The sequence below is a fragment of the Allopusillimonas soli genome (assembly GCF_004153445.1).
Classification (GTDB): domain Bacteria; phylum Pseudomonadota; class Gammaproteobacteria; order Burkholderiales; family Burkholderiaceae_B; genus Allopusillimonas; species Allopusillimonas soli.
In genome coordinates, this window is record NZ_SDQC01000002.1 from 41,754 (window position 1) to 59,464 (window position 17,711).

The 17,711-nt window shown below is 58.4% G+C and carries 10 protein-coding genes; 1 reads left to right on the forward strand and 9 read right to left on the reverse strand.

The window, feature by feature from the left end; all coding sequences use genetic code 11:
• Positions 1 to 17: 17 nt before the first annotated feature.
• From ERD78_RS06030 to ERD78_RS06060, 7 genes are all read right to left on the reverse strand, one after another.
• Positions 18 to 836 (reverse strand): sugar phosphate isomerase/epimerase family protein, encoded by an 819-nt coding sequence (locus ERD78_RS06030; RefSeq protein ID WP_129968405.1) that lies wholly within the window; start codon positions 834 to 836, stop codon positions 18 to 20.
• On the reverse strand, positions 833 to 2,056 hold the full coding sequence (locus ERD78_RS06035) for a UxaA family hydrolase (RefSeq protein WP_129968406.1): 1,224 nt from the start codon (positions 2,054 to 2,056) through the stop codon (positions 833 to 835). Before ERD78_RS06035 ends, ERD78_RS06030 begins: the two co-directional genes overlap by 4 nt.
• On the reverse strand, positions 2,049 to 2,372 hold the full coding sequence (locus ERD78_RS06040) for a UxaA family hydrolase (protein WP_209019952.1): 324 nt from the start codon (positions 2,370 to 2,372) through the stop codon (positions 2,049 to 2,051). The genes ERD78_RS06035 and ERD78_RS06040 overlap by 8 nt, the downstream gene beginning before the upstream one ends.
• 19 nt (positions 2,373 to 2,391) lie before the next feature.
• A complete protein-coding gene (locus tag ERD78_RS06045) occupies positions 2,392 to 3,666 on the reverse strand; it encodes a TRAP transporter large permease (protein ID WP_129968407.1) in 1,275 nt (424 codons plus the stop codon).
• Positions 3,663 to 4,151, reverse strand: a complete 489-nt coding sequence (locus ERD78_RS06050; RefSeq protein ID WP_129968408.1) for a TRAP transporter small permease — start codon at positions 4,149 to 4,151, stop codon at positions 3,663 to 3,665. Before ERD78_RS06050 ends, ERD78_RS06045 begins: the two co-directional genes overlap by 4 nt.
• Before the next feature lie 66 nt (positions 4,152 to 4,217).
• Positions 4,218 to 5,219 (reverse strand): TRAP transporter substrate-binding protein, encoded by a 1,002-nt coding sequence (locus ERD78_RS06055; RefSeq protein ID WP_129968409.1) that lies wholly within the window; start codon positions 5,217 to 5,219, stop codon positions 4,218 to 4,220.
• Between the two features lie 73 nt (positions 5,220 to 5,292).
• A complete protein-coding gene (locus ERD78_RS06060; RefSeq protein WP_129968410.1) occupies positions 5,293 to 6,498 on the reverse strand; it encodes a M20 family metallopeptidase in 1,206 nt (401 codons plus the stop codon).
• A 171-nt stretch (positions 6,499 to 6,669) separates the two neighbouring features.
• Between ERD78_RS06060 and ERD78_RS06065 the strand changes: the two genes are divergently transcribed.
• Entirely contained in the window at positions 6,670 to 8,277 is a 1,608-nt protein-coding gene (locus ERD78_RS06065) for a PucR family transcriptional regulator (RefSeq protein WP_257216508.1), read from the forward strand.
• 346 nt (positions 8,278 to 8,623) lie between these two features.
• Here the strand turns inward: ERD78_RS06065 and ERD78_RS06070 are convergent, their stop codons facing one another.
• Together ERD78_RS06070 and ERD78_RS06075 are read right to left on the reverse strand one after the other, a co-directional pair.
• A complete protein-coding gene (locus ERD78_RS06070; protein ID WP_129968412.1) occupies positions 8,624 to 10,009 on the reverse strand; it encodes an aminotransferase class I/II-fold pyridoxal phosphate-dependent enzyme in 1,386 nt (461 codons plus the stop codon).
• Between the two features lie 5 nt (positions 10,010 to 10,014).
• A complete protein-coding gene (locus tag ERD78_RS06075) occupies positions 10,015 to 17,655 on the reverse strand; it encodes a type I polyketide synthase (protein ID WP_129968413.1) in 7,641 nt (2,546 codons plus the stop codon).
• Positions 17,656 to 17,711: the final 56 nt, after the last annotated feature.

Genomic DNA, 17,711 nt, shown 5'->3' on the forward strand with positions numbered 1-17,711 from the left:
TCATTACCTCTGAAAACTCATTGATGTTGGAAATAAGGGCGCAGCGTATTGAAGCTTTGTTGAATTGCGTGCTGACTGTCAGGGATTTGGAAGGTCTCAACGGTGGCATAGCCCTCATACCCAGCCTCGCGAAGCGCTTTCACGATTGCGCCGATGTCATAACGGCCATCGCCGAGGGGAAGCCTGTCTGAGTCACTGAAGTGGAAATGCCATAAACGCTGACAGCGCTGTGCCGATGCGATCGAGGCGTCAATGTCCTCGCCTTCCATAAGCATGTGCACCATGTCCAGCATGATACCCACGTTCGGCAGATCAACGGCGCTCACGAAATCAAGCATGTCACGCGTACCCATCAGGCAATTCGCATACTCATGGTTTACCGGCTCCATAACAATACGAGTTTCAGGGTAGGTCAGGGCGCATTCACGAATAGATTCTGTTATCCACGCCATGGTCTGTTCAGGCGGTATGCCATCCTGATAACGGCCGCGTAGTCGTCCCACGTTGACACTGGCTCCAAAGTGAGCTGCCAGCGCCATGGCGCTCTTCATGCGGTTGCATGCCTGCTGCCGATTATCGGGATCGGGGTCCGCAAACGATAGCTTGTCTTCGCCATAAACCTCACCCGTGCATATGGCCGGCACATCTAAACCCTCTTGACTGACTGCTGCTTCCAGCGCAGAGATATTGATCTGCTCAGGGTTGCAGACGAGAAACTCCACGCCTTCGTACCCGGTCTTTCTTATCTGTGCGAGTGTGGCTGCAATGTCTCCTTGAATTGCTGTTACTCGGGAATGGCCCACGTCTGGCGTGGCATACATGTAGGCTAGTTTCATGATGATTGTAGGAATCGATAATCGTTGTTTTCTGCCAATTTGGCATGAATGACTTCCTTCTTGACAACGCTGACGTTCGGAATGGCAAATTCCTGAATATTGAAATATTCCCCTTTGGCCTCTTTTCCGCGCGCGATTTCCATCACGAGTTCCGCTATTTCCTGGCCAACTTGTTTGAAGGTTTTGGTTCCTTCAAGAATGTCACCCGCACTGATATCAGTATCCTCATTCAGATGCTCGAAGGTCTTGTTGTTGGAGCTGATTTTCACGACGGGAGCAATAGAGGACCCTGTCGGCGTTCCTTTGCCAGTTGTGAATAGCACGATTTGAGCACCGCCAGCCACTTTGCCGGTCACCGAGGCGATATCGAACCCTGGCGTATCCATGATAATGACGCCACGCTCCGTTGGCGCTTCGCCATAGCCAACGATTTGAGTAATCGCCTTGGTTCCAGCCTTGTAGATACAGCCAAGCGACTTTTCCTCGATGGTGGTGAGCCCGCCAGCAATGTTTCCCGGGGAAATGAAGACGCCGCTGTCGTCCTCCGTTGACATCGACAGATCCAGTTCGTAGTGCTTGATCAGCGACAATAGCTCGTTTTTGATTCGGTTGTTTTTTGCGCGCCTTGCCAGTACTTGCTCGGCCCCGACCATTTCGGTGATTTCCGAGAGGATGACGGTTCCTCCTTTCGAAACAATGATGTCGGCTGCTTCGCCTACGGCAGGATTGGCCGTCAAGCCTGAGAATGCATCGGACGATCCGCATTCCAGCGCAATCAGAAGCTCTGATACATCGCATTCTTCCTTGGGCTGAGCGTTCAGGTCACGCCGCATTCTTTCCACTATTTCTATGCCGGCTCTGACAGTCGTGCGCGAACCTCCCTCAAGCTGTACAACAAGTGTTTCGACGGGTTTTCCGGATTTTTCGATATCTGAGGCGACACGTTCGGCGGAGGCAGTTTCGCAGCCGAGGCTCAATACCAGCACTGCGCCAACATTCGGATGCCGTCCGTGGCCCACATAAGTCTCTTCGGTGACACGGTTTTCCTCGGCATCGAAGGTACAGCCATATGGGTGCATGAATGTGACACCACCCGCCTTATTGGCAATGTCCATGGCGACACGATTGACACAGGACACGGTTGGGATGATCAGCACATGATTGCGAATGCCGACAGTACCGTTGCTGCGGCGGTAGCCCATGAATTTGGTATCAAGCATCTTGAGACTCCCCTGGCTTGGATGGCCCGGAAAAGCGCCGGGCTTTCAGCCCAAAACAGTTGTGCATATGAACATGATGGCCAGCTGGAATCGCAGTGGTTGCCGCGCCGATCACTTCACCATACTTCAAAATTTCCTCATTATGCGCAATGTCGCGCAATGCGATCTTGTGCCCTGTCGGAATAAGCTCCATTACCTGGATTTCATACTCCTTGCGCACCCCGCGGATTTTTACGGATTCGCCGGGAAGAAGTTCCGTGATGGCGGTGGCCACTTGGTCCTCGTCGCGAATCTGGATGGCAGCTTTCTCAGTCAATGTTCTCTCCTTACAGTGACTAATGCATCAATGCCGGTAACCACGTAGAGATTCCGGGAACCAGTACGACCAGAACAAGGGTGGCAATCATGGCAAGCAGGAAGGGCATCAGACTTCTGCAGGCGTCTGAAAGGCGGATGCCTGCAATCTTCGCGGCGGTCATCAGCGTGACGCCTAGCGGTGGCGTAACGGCTCCTATACACAAATTAGTGACAAAGATGATGGCGAAGTGCAGCGGGTCGATGTTGTATTTTGCGACGACTGGCATCAGTATGGGAATCAGGATAATTATCAGCGCATTGCTTTCCATGAATGTGCCCAGTATCAGCAGGAATAGGCTGATCAGTACCAAGAACATCATTGGATCCTGCGTCATTTGCGTGAATAAGATCACGAAATCCTGCGTAATTTGCTCGGTGGTGACAATCCATGCAAACATTGCGGACACGGCCACAATAAGCTGAATGGGAACGGCAATTCGCAGGACTTTCATACAAACGGCCGGCAGATCGACGAAGCGGATCTCTCGATAGACAAATACAGCGAGGATGAAAGCGTAAACGACAGCCAGCACAGCGGCCTCGGTTACCGTGACAATGCCGCTGAAAATTCCACCGAGAATGATCACTGGCAGCATCATTGGCGGTAATGCGCCAAGAAATGCCTGGCCAAATTCGCCAGCCGTTGCGCGTTCACCTCGTCCATAGCCGCGCCGTTTGCTGATGATCACGGCGACTGTTCCCAACATCGCTGCCATGATTACTCCTGGAAGAAAACCTCCTATGAGCAGATCGGCAATGGAGATATTTCCAGTCACACCCATGATCACCATAGTCAGGCTGGGCGGAATGAGAGACGACAAGATACCGCAGCAGCCCTGCAGCGATGCTGAAAATGAAGCGGAGTATTTCTTCTCCTTCATCGCTGGAATCATGATGGAACCGACGGCCGCGGTTCCTCCAATGGCTGAACCGCACAGTGTGCCAAACAGGGCGTTGCCCAACACCATGACTGCGGCTAGTCCGCCGGCGATGTGGCCGATCAGCGCATTTGCCAATCGCATCAGGCGCCTGGTTATGCCTCCAAACTCCATCAGCACGCCTGCAAAAACAAACATGGGTAGAGCGAGGAATGGATAGGAATAAATGCCTTGGGTCGCCCGCTGCCCCAGGATTGCCAGGCTGATATCACTGACGAACAGGTAGCCGACGCAGGTTACACCAATGGCAAAGGCCACCGGTATGTTCAGCATGATGAGGGCGAGCAGCGTGATGAGCAGTATTGTTGCGGTCATGATGTATATCCAGATGCCACCGCTGGCGTGTTGGCGCGCTTGATGAGCTCTTCGACTGATACCAGAGATAGCAGCAAGCCGCCCAGCATCGTTCCTCCATAATGCCAAGCCATGGAAATACCCATACCTGGAGAGGTTGAGGATGCCGTGGCCTGGACGACCAGCCATGCGCCATAAGTGAGCGCGATATTGAATGCGGCCAGTAGTACGGCAGCGAGAATGCCCAGCCACCGTTGCCACACGGGAGGCATGAGCTCGACCATAAAGTCAATGCTGATGTGTTCATGACTAGCCAGCAGTAATGCCGAGCCAAGAAATGTGACCCAGATCATGAGTACCAGCGCCATTTCCTCCGACCAAACCAGAGGCATTTCAAAAAAATAGCGGAATATGATCTGTGCAAATAACACTAAAGTCATGAGCAGCAGCATTGCTGTGAGCACCCACTGTGTCGTTTTGAGTACTGCAAGTTTCAGAGCGCGCATTGGCGATTCCTTCGTTCAACGGCGGAAAGACACGTGCGCCGGCCTGCGGCGCACTTGCTCGGCTGACTACGAGTCTGAATACTTTCGCACCAGGCCCATAAGATCCGAGCCAAAGGTGTTCTCGTATTTGTCCCAAACAGGCTGCACCGCCTCCTTGAATGGCGTGGGATCCGGCGTGGTGACCTTGATACCTGCTTCTTTCATCTTCGCTAGCGCTTCATCGTCGCTCTTGGCGATCATCTCGCGTTCCTTGAGTTTCCATTTTTCAGCAGCATCCATGATTATTTTTTGATTAGCTTCGGAAAGCTTGTTCCATGTCTTGGTGGCGATTGTCAGTACTGCTGAGCCCCAGATATGACCTGTCAAGGCCAGGTTGTCCTGCACTTCATAGAATTTCGAGGCATAAATGGTTGCCAATGGATTTTCTTGACCGTCCACGACTTTCTGTTGCAAAGCGGTAAACACTTCAGAGAAGGCCATTGGTGTAGGCAGCGCTCCCAGAATCTTGAAAGTGTCTATGCGCATTTCAGCTTCGGGCACCCTTAGCTTGATGCCTTTGAGGTCTTCAGGCTTTTCTATGGGCCGAACTGAATTGGTGATGTGACGGTAGCCGCTTTCCCACCAGCTTAGCGTCGTGATGCCATGTCCTTCGAGTACCTTGGCCAATGCATCGCCAAGCTTGCCATCGAGTGCACGGTAGGCATTTTCGCGCTTTGGCCATGCATAAGGCAGCTCTTCAATAATCATCCTCTTGTCCAGGGCCTGCAGTGCGCCAGTGCCGAACAATCCCATCTCCAGCACCCCCAGGCCCAGACCCTGGGCCATTTCGCGCTCACCCCCAAGCTGCGAGCTAGGGTATATCTGCATAACGATTTCGCCGTTGGTCGCTTTTTTGACATCCTCGGCCATGCCCACCAGGGCTTGATGCCAGGGATGCTCGACGGCTGAAATGTGCCCAACCTTCAGTGTGGTTTTGGCCTGTACGTTGAGACCATATAAACAGGTCGTGCTCAAAAGGCCGGCAGCGGCGACAGCGGGTAAATACTTTGAAATGCGCTTTCCAAGCATGGGTACTCCTCCAGTTTATTGAAGACTATCGGGTTGTTATGGGTTGCCAGTCTCATTCAGCCGCCTTCCATCTTTAGCGGCCACTATCCTCGTACGCCAGGTACTTTGTGAGGATTTGGTCGTAAATGTCGATGGCCGAAATATAGTCATCGACTGCTACGTGTTCATTGACCTGGTGAGCCAATCCGGGATCGCCCGGGCCCAGGATGATAATGTTTCTGCCCTGCGCCTGAAGGACGGATGCGTCTGTGAAGTACTGGGCGCCTCGCGGGCGTGCGTCACCGTCAGACATTCCTGCCTGTCGCAAGACACCCTGGGCCACCGATACAATGTCGGCGGCGGGATCCGTCGACATGGCGGGAATATCAAGCAGCGTCTCGAATCGAAAATGGCTATCGTTGTCGGCCTGCATGACATTGTTTGCCAACTCCCGCATCTGGCGAGCCAGGTCCTTGTGTTTCTGTCCGGGCAGCGTGCGCATGTCCAGCGTCATGGCACACTGATCCGGCACAACATTTGCCTGCTTACCGCCATGTATCTGGGTTACTGCCATGGTTGCCGGCGACAGCAAGGCATGAGGACTGCTGGATATGTCGACTTCGGGCAGCCGAGCATAGAAGGAATACAGCTTGTCTATGGCATTAATGCCGATGTGGGGCATGGAAGAATGAGAGGCTTTCCCACAACTACAGACGCGTGTCCAGAAGGCTCCTTTGTGCGCGATTACCAACCGCCGGTCGGTAGGTTCGCCGATAATCATCGCATCGAACTCGGGCAATAGCTGCTGTTCCAGCAACGCTTTTGCGCCCTCGGCACCCGTTTCTTCGGATGATGTGGCTACGAATATCAGTTCACCTGACCAACTGTCCGGGGCGCGCCTGGCAAAGCGAATGAGCGCATACATCAATGCAAGCAGGCCGCTCTTCATGTCGACGGTGCCGCGCCCATACATTTTTCCGCTTTCGATGGTTGCGTCAAAAGGCCCATGCAGCCAGGTGATACTGCCTTCGGGCACCGTATCCATGTGTCCGCTTAATACGACAGTAGGTCCTGGCCGGCCACTGCGCAGTGTTGCGAGCAGGTTGACGCGTTTATCGTCCAATGCATGTAGGGCACAGCCGATGCCTTCCTGCTCCAGGCGCGTCGCAAGCATGCGTGCCAGCAAAGCTTCGTCCCCAGTCTTGCTGACCGTGTTGATACGCACGGCTTCTTGCAGGAATTGGACGGCTTCTTCTGTTTCCAGCTCAAGCTGGGTGAACTCCGAATGCAATGAAGACATGATATTCAACCTCCCCCTTGCAATCGATTATAGGTATGGCAACTGGCAGCGGATATTAACCAAACATCCAAAAAATAGATTTCATTTTTGTGCCTACAATACTAGTGAAAACACGCACTCAAATCTCGGGGGAGACAGAAGATGTGGTTTACGGTGGAAGACGTTCTGGGCATGGATGTGATGCAAGGCTCGGATGTGATTGCCGGACGCGATGGCTTGGGCCGGAATATCAAGTCGGTGACTGTGCTTGACGCGCCCGACGCATCTTTGTGGCTGCAGGGCAATGAGCTGGCCTTGACTTCCACTTTTCCTCTTATTAAGCGGCGTAGTGGCTTGCAGACGCTAGTCGAGGAATTGGTGGCGCGAAATGTGGCCGGATTGGGAGTCAAGCTGCATCGCTATATGACCGCGTTGCCACCGGCCATGATCGCCAAGGCTGACGAGCTGGCTTTTCCCATTATTAGGGTTCCTGACCACATTGCTTGGATTCAGATTATCAGTCCCATTCTCGCATTGGTGCTTGATAACGACGTTCAGCACCTGATCCGCTCCGAGGAAATACGTAATCAATTCACTCGGCAGCTATTCTCCGGTGCGGGCCTGGAGCGGCTGATGGCGCTGTTGCGTTCTCTATTGAACATGCCAGTCTTTCTGATCAGCCCGGGCGATGCACACACTCTGCTGCTACCGCAAGACACCACGTCGGCCGACAAGGTGCAGCAACTTTTGCGCAGTGCTGCGGTGCCCGCAGAGCATTTGGCTAATTATCCAGGCGTGATGCGCAAGCGCGACGACGGGTTAAGCGTTGTCTATATGGGGTTTGATCAAGGAACAAATCCGCACGCCTATATTGGTGCCATGGAAACGGAAGAACAGGCTGACCCTACTGCGCTCCAATGTCTCGTGCATGCGCGGGACGCTATTTCAATGAGCTTGTTGCAGCGCCGGGCCAGCATCAGCATCGCGCGTGAAAAAAACAATGAATTTGTGCAGACGCTTGTTGATGCCAATCTGTCGGCGGCCGCACGAAAGGCGCACATCACGCGAGGCCGAGAAAAAGGCGTGCCGCTACACGACCGCTATCTTGCCGCCGTTATCAAGTTCCATAATCTTGATGAACACGCGCTACGCGCGGCGACCAGCCTGTTCCACGACAAGCCGAATATTGAGGATGTCCTGGTCAGCAGCATGGACGGCGCGCGCTTTCTTCTGCTCATACCGGACACGGATGCGGCGGGCTTTCAAATCGATGGTGGTGTTGCCTGTATTGAGCGTTATATCGCCCAGGTATCGGAGGTTCAGGCCTTTCCAGACTGGAATGCGGGGATCAGTCAGCCTAACGCGATTATTCACTTGGATAGGGCGTTTGAACAGGCAGAGTATGCGTTGAATCACAGCCTGAAATCGGGACGCAAATGCCAGATAAAACTTCATGACGAAACTGGGCTTTACCGGCTGCTCTCGCATCCGTCCATACAGAATGACGTGGGCCGATTCGTCGAAGAATGGCTGGGTCCGCTAATGGCGTATGACCGCCGCCGCAATGCCAGGCTTGTGGCTACGCTGCGCGCATTCCTGGATCGCAATGGTAGCTATCGAGAGACGGCGCGAGCCCTGCACATTCATCACAATACAGTACGTTATCGAATATCACAGATCTATGCATTAACGCGCCGAGAGATTCTCAATTCCCAGCTGCGCTTGCAGTATCAGTTGGCCCTGGTACTGCACGATATGACGCGCGAGCGGGAATCCGAAGCGGAAGGCCGGCGTTTATAGTGTGGATGTATGGAGTCTGAATCCTTATTCCGATCCGGCTCACCACAAATACGCGATCAAACTCTACTGCAAGGCAGCACGGCCCGGGGCAGTTCGAGCGACTTTGAGCGCGCCGGGCAGGGCGGCTGAATTGGCGGGCGAAGAATGCGCGCTGTTTGAGCTCCGTGCGTGCCGATAGGCGCGCAAAGGGCGAGTTCGCGCATGTCCCGCCAATTCAGTCGGCATGGCCGGGAAGTCGCCAACGGCGACCGCGCGATTGAAGCGCGAACTGCCCCGGGCCGTGCTGCCGTCCAGAAGAACGCAAACTTGGCCCTCGAACATCGCGCACCAGAAGAAAGCCAGCCCGTTACCCAACCAGCCGCCTCAATGCCCCCACCGTCGCATCAATCTGCTCTGTCGTATGCAAACAGCTCATAAAAAACCTGAGCCGCGCCGACTTCTCCGGCACAGCCGGATACAAAATCGGCATTGCATTGATCCCTTCCTTGAACAAAGCCGCCGACAGCTTTGCCGCCGTAACCGAAGCGCCCACAATCACCGGAATCACCGACATCCCGATACTGGTACCTGTATCCAATCCCGCAGCTTGCGCTTCCCGCAGAAAATATTGCCCGCGCGCCTGCAACTGGGCCACGCGCTGCGGCTCGGCCTGCATGCAGCGCAGTGCCGCCAGAGAGCCGGCGGTCAATGAGGGAGCCATTCCCACGCTGTAAAGAAAGCCCGGCGCAAGATACCGCAGATGCTCCACCATGGCCTTTTCACCCGCGATATAGCCGCCGCAGCCTGCCATGGCCTTACTGAATGTGCCCATCCAGATATCCACATCGCTGCCACGCATTCCGAAATGCTCGCGCAGGCCATAGCCGCGTTCACCCAGCACACCGAACGAATGCGCCTCATCCACCATCAGAAAAGCCTTGTGCCGGTTCTTTACCTCCACAAAGCGCGGCAGATCAGGAATATCCCCGTCCATGCCATACAGGCCTTCCAGCACGATCAGCACGCGCTCGAACTGACGGCGCTGACGCACCAGCAATTCATCCACCGCCTGCCAGTCGTTGTGTGCAAAAGGCACCCGGTGTGCGCCCGACAGCTGTATGCCTACCACTACGCTGTTATGCACCAACTCGTCATGCAGCACCAAATCGCGCGGCCCGAACAGCTGTCCGATGGTCGATACATTCGTGGCGTGCCCGCTTACGAAAGTGACCGCGTCCTCGCAGTCGTACACCTGCGCCATCGCTTGTTCCAATTCCTGGTGTATCGGGCGTTCGCCGGCCAGAATGCGGCTCGCGGACACAGACGTCCCATAGCGATCGATTGCGTCCTTGGCCGCCGACATCACCACGGGGTCGCGCGACATGCCCAGATAATCGTAACTTGCGTAATTGATGTAATCGCGGTCGCCTATGCGCGCCTCGTCGCCGCTGATGCCTTCATGCACCTTGAAATAAGGGCTGGGAATGCCCAGATGCTCGGCGCCTTTCGACATGATCTGCAGCTGCTGATAGGCAGGCATCATGTCGAAACGATAAAACGCTTCCGGGATGGGCGCGCCGTCGGGTACGGCGGGAGAACCTGCTGCGCCAGATGCGGCGCCCGAGGCCCTGCCTGCAGGCTGCATCACCTCGTCCGCGCCTGCCCGCTTGAGCTTGCGCTCCAGCGCCTGCTGTATCAGCTTCTGCTTCAGTTGGGCTGTCAGCCCGCCACCTTTCGGCGAATGTATTGCCATACGTCCTAAACCGCTTTGCTCGCACCCGCCTGGCGAGATGCCATGTCCTCGGTAAATGCCTTGATATCGTCGGCGCTCACATCCACCACGTGCTGAGAAGTCAGATGCGCCACCTGTTGCTGTAAACCAGCGTCTTCCTGCGTCGTTTCGCCGCGCAGCATCGCGATCAGTTTACCCGACAGCCCCGCCACAGTTGGCGTTTCGCCCAGTGTCATCACGGGCAGGCGCACGCCGAAGCGGCTTTCCAGGGCCAGCATCAGCTCCACACCCAGCAGCGAATCCAGACCCATGTCGTATACCGATTTGTGCGCATCGATACGTGCCGCAGGCAGGCGCAGAATGTTCGCCAGTTCGCCCTTGATCAGATCCTGCACATGCTCATCGAGCGTTTCGTCATCCAGCGTTTCCATCAGATGCGCGAAATGCTCGCCGCCGTCGTCGTCCTGCGTGTCCGCCGCGCGGCGTGCCACATCGCTGAACTTCGGCGAGCCTGCGGCGGGCATGAAGCGTTGAATCGGCTTCCAGTCCATTTCCATCACGGCAAGCCCCGAGGCATCGGCCAGCAATATCGCTTCCAGCGCCTTCAGTGCCAGGGACGAGGGCAGGGCGCTGCCGCCCATGCGGTTCTGCAGCGCTTCCTTGACCTTCTCGTTGCGTGCCAGAAAACCCACATCATCGATGGCGCCCCAGCGCACGCATATCGCCGGCAGATCCAATGTGCGCCGGTATCCCGCCAGCGCTTCCAGCCAGGCGTTGGCAGCCACGTAATTGCTTTGGCCGGGGTTGCCGAAAACCGTGGTGGCCGACGAATACAGCACGAAGAAATCCAGGGCCAGGTCGCGCGTAAGGCGGTCCAGGTGCAGCGCGCCCAGAATCTTTGGCGCCAGTACACGCCGGATCTGGTCCGCATCCATTTGGCGCGCCAGGCCGTCGTCTATGACGGTCGCGGCATGCACCACGCCTTTCAGCGGCGGCATTGCCGTGCCCGCTTGTTCCAGTACCTGCGCGAGTGCCGCACGATCCGTCACGTCGCAGGCGGTGGCATACACCTCCACATCGCGCGCCCGCAGCGCCTCTATAGCGTGGCACGCCTCGTCCGTGGTCGGGCCACGCCGGCTCAACAGAATCAAGTGTCGCGCGCCCTTATCCACCAGCCATTGCGCTGTCCGCAGTCCAAAACCACCCAGGCCGCCCGTCACCAGATAGCTGGCATCGGCCGGCAGAGACAAGGCTGCCGTGTCGGCGGCTGCCGGCCGGAACACATCGCGTATTGCGTGCCGGTAGTTCACGACGATCTTGCCGATCTGTCGCGCTTGCTGCATGTAGCGGAAGGCGTCTTCCACCTCGTTGGCATCGAATGTTCGGTAAGGCAGGGGAGCCAGTACGCCTTGCTCGAACAAGTCCATCACTTCGCGGAACAGGCGCCGCGTCAGATCCGGCTTGATACGCATCAATTGATCGGCGTCTATGCCGAAATAGCTGATGTTGTTGCGGAAAGGGCGCAATCCCACATGGGTGTTCTGATAGAAGTCGCGCTTGCCCAGTTCCAGGAAGCGTCCAAAGGGCTTGAGCACGCGCAGATTGCGGTTTATGGCTTCTCCGGCCAACGAGTTCAGTACCACGTCCACGCCTTCGCCGCCCGTGGCCTGTAGAATCTCGTCCGCAAACGACAGTGACCGCGAATCATAGATATGCGTAACGCCCAACAGGCGCAGGAAGTCGCGCTTCTCGTCCGACCCCGCCGTTGCATGGATTTCCGCACCCAGATGCTGGGCAAGTTGAATCGCCGCAATGCCCACACCGCCGGCTGCGCCATGAATCAGTACCCGTTCGCCCGCTTCCAGGCGCGCCAGGTGTTGCATGGCGTAATACACCGTGAAGAACACGCTGGGCACCGTGGCGGCGGCTTCAAAGCTCATGTTGTCGGGCATCAGCGACACCGCGCTCGATTGCGTCAGCATGCGCGTGGCAAAACTGTGCGGCCCAAAGCCCACGACATTGTCCCCTGGCCTGAAAAGGCCCGCTTCTGGCCCCACACGCAGAACCCTGCCTGCGAACTCCAGGCCCAGCGACGGCCCGGCAAAGCCGTTTTCCACCGCTTCGTCCGACAGCATGCCCATGGTGTACATGACATCCCGGAAGTTCAGGCCCGTGGCCAGCACTTCGATTTCCATCTCGTCGCCCACGGGATCACGCAGGGGCACGGCTTCCCAGCGCAGATTGCGCAACTGGCCCGAGAATTCGAAACCCAGCTGTATGGCCTCGGGTTCAGTCGTGGCCGCCACGCCATCGTCGCCCGCCGGGCGAGGCGCAGGCAACATACGCAGGCGCGGCGCCATGCGGGCGCCTGTCGCAGACAGTACAACCTCCTGCTCGGCATCCGGCTGCAGAAACTCCAGGACCAACTCGTCAGCCAGGGACTCGGCGTTGGCAGCATCCAGTGCGGGCAGGTCTATGGCACGCACCGTGCAATGACCAGGCTCGTTCATCAGGCTGCGGGCATAGCCCCACAGCGCCGCGTCGCCCAGCGCCGATTCTTGCGCCGCCGCATCGAGAGCGGGTGCATTGCCGCCTTCGGCCAACGGCATGAACCACGCGCTACCCTGGGATGCAATCACCCACAAGGTCGCTTTCACATCCGCATGCTCGCACGCTTGTACCACCGACGCAGCCAGTGCACAACGGCGCGTCTGCCAATCCACGGTGGCGTCCGCTTTGCCCAAGCCCAGGCCGGCAAGCAGCACAATATGCGTGGGCCGGGCAGCATCTCGCCGATCGCTGGAGAGCAGGGCGGCCAGTTCTTCCGCCGATGCGGCGTCGCTTATGCGGGCATTCTGCTTGACCAAGCGCAGTTGCAGCGCCTGGGCCAGTGAGGCACTGCAACCCTCTGCATCCGCCAGCAAAAACCAATTGGCCGTACCGTCCTGCTTCGAGGCCTCGGAAGGCACAGCGGCATTGGCCGCCGCCTCCTTTGCAGTAACCGCAGCAGGGTCCAAGACTTGCTCCGCTGTCTGCGCATCGTCATTTTCAGCGGCAAGCGCATCCGCTCGCGCCAACAATAGGAAGGGGCCGGATGGCGTATCGCTGCTGCAAACCAGCGCAGAGCCAGCCGTCAGGCCATGCGAGCGTATCGCCGTTTGCCAGGCCTCGGGGTTTGCATAGCCAAAGCAACCCGTGGCGGCGATAGTATCGCCGGCCAGCGAGGCAGCGCACCAGTCGGGCCGGTGGGCCCCGCACAGCAGCAGCAGGCCGCCGGGCGCCAGGTTGGCACGCGCATGGCGCAGCACGGCATCGGCCTGCGCTTGCGACGAAAAATCCCCCCAAATCAGTATGAGATCCCGCTGGCCGGATACTGCCGCGTTTTCCGCGCCCGGCGCGGTGGCATCAATATGGATCAGATCAATATCGGGATGCTGATCGCGAAGCCAGACCACGCTTTCCAGCATGTCGGCATCAGGGCAGGCATAGGCGTAATCTGTGACGCCGGGGTCGATGCGGGCGCAGCAGTCGGCAGCCAGCAGAGGTTCGCCGCAGGCAATTTCCATGACGCGCAGGCGCCGGCCTGGTTTCAGCCCCGCCTGGGCCTGCGAAATCTGTGCGGCGAGTTCGGCGGTCAGTTGCACACGGGCGGCGCCACCAAAAACCAATCGCAGCAGCGCGGAAGGCGTCAGCTCGCGCGGCTTTACTGCCGATGCGGTCAGCTCGCCGCGCTGCAGAGCGGTCCCATGCAGGCCTGCGCGCCCAATGGCAAAGATCGCCAGTGCATATTCTGGATAATCGCGAAGCAGGGCGTTCCATATGTCCTGTGGGCTCGGTTCGTCGCCGGCCTCGTCGGTGCCGTCGGCGGCAAAACTGGCGGCCAGGCTGTCCAGCAAAGGGTCCACTTCCTGTATGAAGCGCGATGTGGCAGCGTCTGCTGACAACGACGCCATAAAGGCCTGCAACCCTTGCTCCAATCCCATCGCGTCCAGGGCGCCCGCGTCGGTACCAACGCCAAGCGCGCCGGCCAATGGCCGGGGTGTCGGCACATAATCCAGATAATCCAGCCGTATGCCGCCTTGCTTTTGCAACGCTACCGATCGGAAGCGCACCCCATGCAGCGCGGCGATCTGCATGCCCTGTGCATCGTACACACTGAAATCCGCCCGCAGCGAGCGAGGGCCCCGCGCGCGCATATTGACCCGTATGTAGCGCGGCACACCCAAGTCTCTGCGCAGCACCAGGCGCTCTATCTTCACGGGCACAAAAGCATTGCGCCGCGTGGCATAGGGATCATCCTTGATGACATGTGTAACGAGCTGAAAGCCGCCGTCCAGCAACGCCGGATGCAGATGCATGCGCGTCAATTCATCCTGGATGCTTTCAGGCGGGGCCAGTTCGCCCAGTACCGTGTCGGCGTCCTCATACCATACCTTGCTGACCACCTGGAAGGCGGGCCCGTAGGTCAGTCCCGCCTCGGCGGTCAGCGATAGATGGCCGGCGGCATCGTCATCGGCTTCCCGGTCTGGGATGGCCAGCGGGCCGTCATCAAGAAACAAGCCAGTGGGTTCCTGCAGCACGCGGGCCGTAGCATGCGGCGTCCATGCCTGGTCCGCACCCAGCGGTTTGCTTTGAATGGTGACCCGGCCACCTTCTTCTTCCAGGTGAGTGCGGATGCGTTTGGCGCTTTCCGCCCCCAATATCAGGGGCGCGAGGATATCCATTTCCTCGATCTCGGCCAGATCATCGGGGTAGGCCTGCAGGGCGCACGCCAGCACCATCTCCGCATACCCCGAGCCCGGCATGACCACTGCGCCGTCCAGCGCGTGATCGCCCAGATTGGGGTAGCGCAGCGTGTCCAGCTCGTTTTCCCATAGGCAGGCCTGCTGCGCCACGGGGTAGCCCAGCAGATCATGCACCTTGTGGCGAGCCAGCAGGCCGCGCGACTCGGGCGTGACTGGATGCCAGTAGCTCTCTTGCCGCCACGCATAGGTGGGCAGATCAACAAAGCGGCCCACGCGCGGAAAGAAGGGTTCCCAGCTTTCCGGACCGCCCGCCAGCAACATACGGCTGGCGGACTTGCGCACCCGTTGCGGATCGTCGTCGTCCCGGCGCGCCAGATCCAGTACGCGGCCCTGGCTTTCATGGCCGCGCAGCACCTCGCGTACATACCCGGTCAGCACGGCGTGCGGGCCGATTTCCACAAAAAGATTGCGGCCTTCCTCTACCAGCGTAGTCAGTGCGCCGTTGAACAATACAGGCTGGCGGATATTCTTCCACCAATAATCAGCGTCCAGCATTTCGCCGTTGATGCACCCGCCCACAACGGTGGAGTACATAGGTATTTCTGCTGGCGCCGGCACAAGACCTTGCAGCGACGCCAGTAGATCGCTCTGGAAACCATCCATGGCCGCGCTGTGGAAAGCGTAGTCCAGGCCCAGCCGCTTGAAGCGCACATTGCGCGCCTGCAGCCGTGCTTCCACCGCGTCCAGACTGTCAGCATTACCCGCCAGCGTGCAGCCCTTGGGGCTGTTGTCGCCCGCCAGCGCAACGCGATCATTGGCTTCCAATTCGGCCAATATCTCCGCCGTCTCGGCGGCGCCCAGCGCCACGGCTGTCATCTGACCCTGGCCGCGCGTGGTTTCCTGCCAGCGGCTGCGCTCATAAATAACACGCGTGGCTTGCTCCAGCGACAGGGCGCCACTGGCCCAGGCCGCGGCTACTTCGCCGACGCTGTGGCCTATTACCGCCACCGGCGTCACGCCATATGCGCGTAGCATATGTGTCATGCCGACCTGCAAGGCAAAGAGAGCGGGTTGCGCGGCATCTGTGTGCGCAAAGCGCTCGGGCGCGCAGGCAACCACCAGCTCTTCCCGCAGCGAATAACCGGCGTATTGGGAAAACAACGCGTCGACCTCGTTGATGGCCTGCGCAAACACAGGGTCTCCCATCAAGCGTTGACCCATGCCTTCCCACTGCGAGCCATTACCCGAATACACAAATACCGGGCCATTGGCGGCGGGCAGGGCGTCCTCGGTGATGACGTCCGCGGTTTCATCGCCCGGGGCTGCGGCAAAGGCCTCCAGCGCATCCGCCGCCTTTGTCTTGTCATGCGCAAAGACCACGGCGCGCTGGTCCAGCCATTCGCGCCGGAACGCCGCATGGTAGGCCGTGTCGTACAGCGATTCGTCGGGGTGCGCGCGCATGTGCGCGGCCAGCGCCGCCGCATTGTCTTTCAGGCTCTGGGCCGAGCGGGCCGACAGCAGCAGCGGAAAGCCCGCCGGCGTTGGCGCATCTGAAGCCGGCGCAGCGCCGGGGAATACCGACAGCGGCACAACATTGCCCAATTCCCGCGAGGGCAAGGCGCTGTCGGCTGCCTCGCCATCCTCGTCTTCAGGCGTTTGGACGATGACGTGGGCGTTCGAGCCGCCAAAGCCGAAGGAGTTCACCCCTATGGTCAGCCGCCCCTGTGCGGGCAGCGCCATGTTCTCGGTAACCAGGCGGATATTCCATTCATCCAGCTTGATATTCGGGTTGGGTGTTTCCACCCCGATGGTTGCAGGCACAGTGCGGGTACGCAGGCTGTAGATGGCCTTGACCAGGCCCGCCACGCCAGAGCCCGTTTCCAGATGCCCCATATTGCTCTTCACCGAGCCTATGGGCAGCGCGCCATGCTTGCGCTCCTGGCCAAGCGCCATGCCAATTGCGCGGGACTCTATGGGGTCTCCCACCGCCGTGCCGGTGCCGTGCGCTTCCAGGTAGTCTACATCGTCAGCGGTAAGCCCGGCCTGGGCCATGGTGTGGCGTATCAGCTCAGCCTGGGCCGTGCACCGTGGCACCGTCAGGCCGGTCTTGCGGCCATCCGTGTTCACGCCAGAGCCCGCCACCACCGCCAGAATGTGGTCGCCATCAGCCAAGGCCTGCTCGTAATCCTTCAGCAGGAAGAGCCCGCCGCCTTCCGATCGCACATAGCCATCGCCGCTGGCGTCGAATACCCGGCAGCGCCCGCGTGGCGACAGCATGGATGCCTTGGAAAAGCCAATGAAGCCATAGGGGTGCAGATGCAGATTGATGCCCCCCGCAATCGCCAGGCCCGATTCGCCGCAGCGTATGGACTGACAGGCCTGGTGAAAGGCCACCAGCGAGGACGAGCACGCCGTATCCACCGACATGCTGGGCCCGCGCAAATCGAATACATAGGAAATTCGGTTGGCGGCAATGCTGGCCGTGTTTCCTGTGGCCATGGACGAGTCCACCACGCCCATATCGTCGGCCATGCGATAGGAATATTCATTGCTGGAGATGCCCACGTACACCGCACAATCACTGCCGCGCAGCTGGGCGGGAGGGATGCCGGCGTGCTCCATGGCTTCCCACGTCAATTGCAGCAGCAGGCGCTGCTGGGGGTCCATGTAACTGGCTTCGCGCGGGGAAATGCCAAAAAACTCGGGATCGAACAGCGACACGTCGCCAATGGAGCCGGCGGCAAATGTATATGATGTGCCGGGATGTGACTTGCTTGGATGCAGAAAGGCATCGACATCGAAACGACGCGAGTCGACTTGTGTGACTAGATCCCGGCCTTGCAGAAGATCAGGCCAGTAACGTCGGGCGTCCGTATCCGGCAGGCGGAAGGACAGCCCGATCACGGCTACTTTTTTTCCCATGTTTCCCTTTTTTGCTTCTTTTCCTGGCGCAATCTACTTAATACGTTCTGGGGCAA

Excerpts from the sequence above, each read along its gene's own strand:
- ERD78_RS06030 (WP_129968405.1), bottom strand. The coding sequence starts at position 836 with ATGAAACTAGCCTACATGTATGCCACGCCAGACGTGGGCCATTCCCGA.
- ERD78_RS06035 (WP_129968406.1), bottom strand. The coding sequence starts at position 2,056 with ATGCTTGATACCAAATTCATGGGCTACCGCCGCAGCAACGGTACTGTC.
- ERD78_RS06045 (WP_129968407.1), bottom strand. The coding sequence starts at position 3,666 with ATGACCGCAACAATACTGCTCATCACGCTGCTCGCCCTCATCATGCTG.
- ERD78_RS06050 (WP_129968408.1), bottom strand. The coding sequence starts at position 4,151 with ATGCGCGCTCTGAAACTTGCAGTACTCAAAACGACACAGTGGGTGCTC.
- ERD78_RS06055 (WP_129968409.1), bottom strand. The coding sequence starts at position 5,219 with ATGCTTGGAAAGCGCATTTCAAAGTATTTACCCGCTGTCGCCGCTGCC.
- ERD78_RS06060 (WP_129968410.1), bottom strand. The coding sequence starts at position 6,498 with ATGTCTTCATTGCATTCGGAGTTCACCCAGCTTGAGCTGGAAACAGAA.
- ERD78_RS06065 (WP_257216508.1), top strand. The coding sequence starts at position 6,670 with ATGGATGTGATGCAAGGCTCGGATGTGATTGCCGGACGCGATGGCTTG.
- ERD78_RS06070 (WP_129968412.1), bottom strand. The coding sequence starts at position 10,009 with ATGGCAATACATTCGCCGAAAGGTGGCGGGCTGACAGCCCAACTGAAG.
- ERD78_RS06075 (WP_129968413.1), bottom strand. The coding sequence starts at position 17,655 with ATGGGAAAAAAAGTAGCCGTGATCGGGCTGTCCTTCCGCCTGCCGGAT.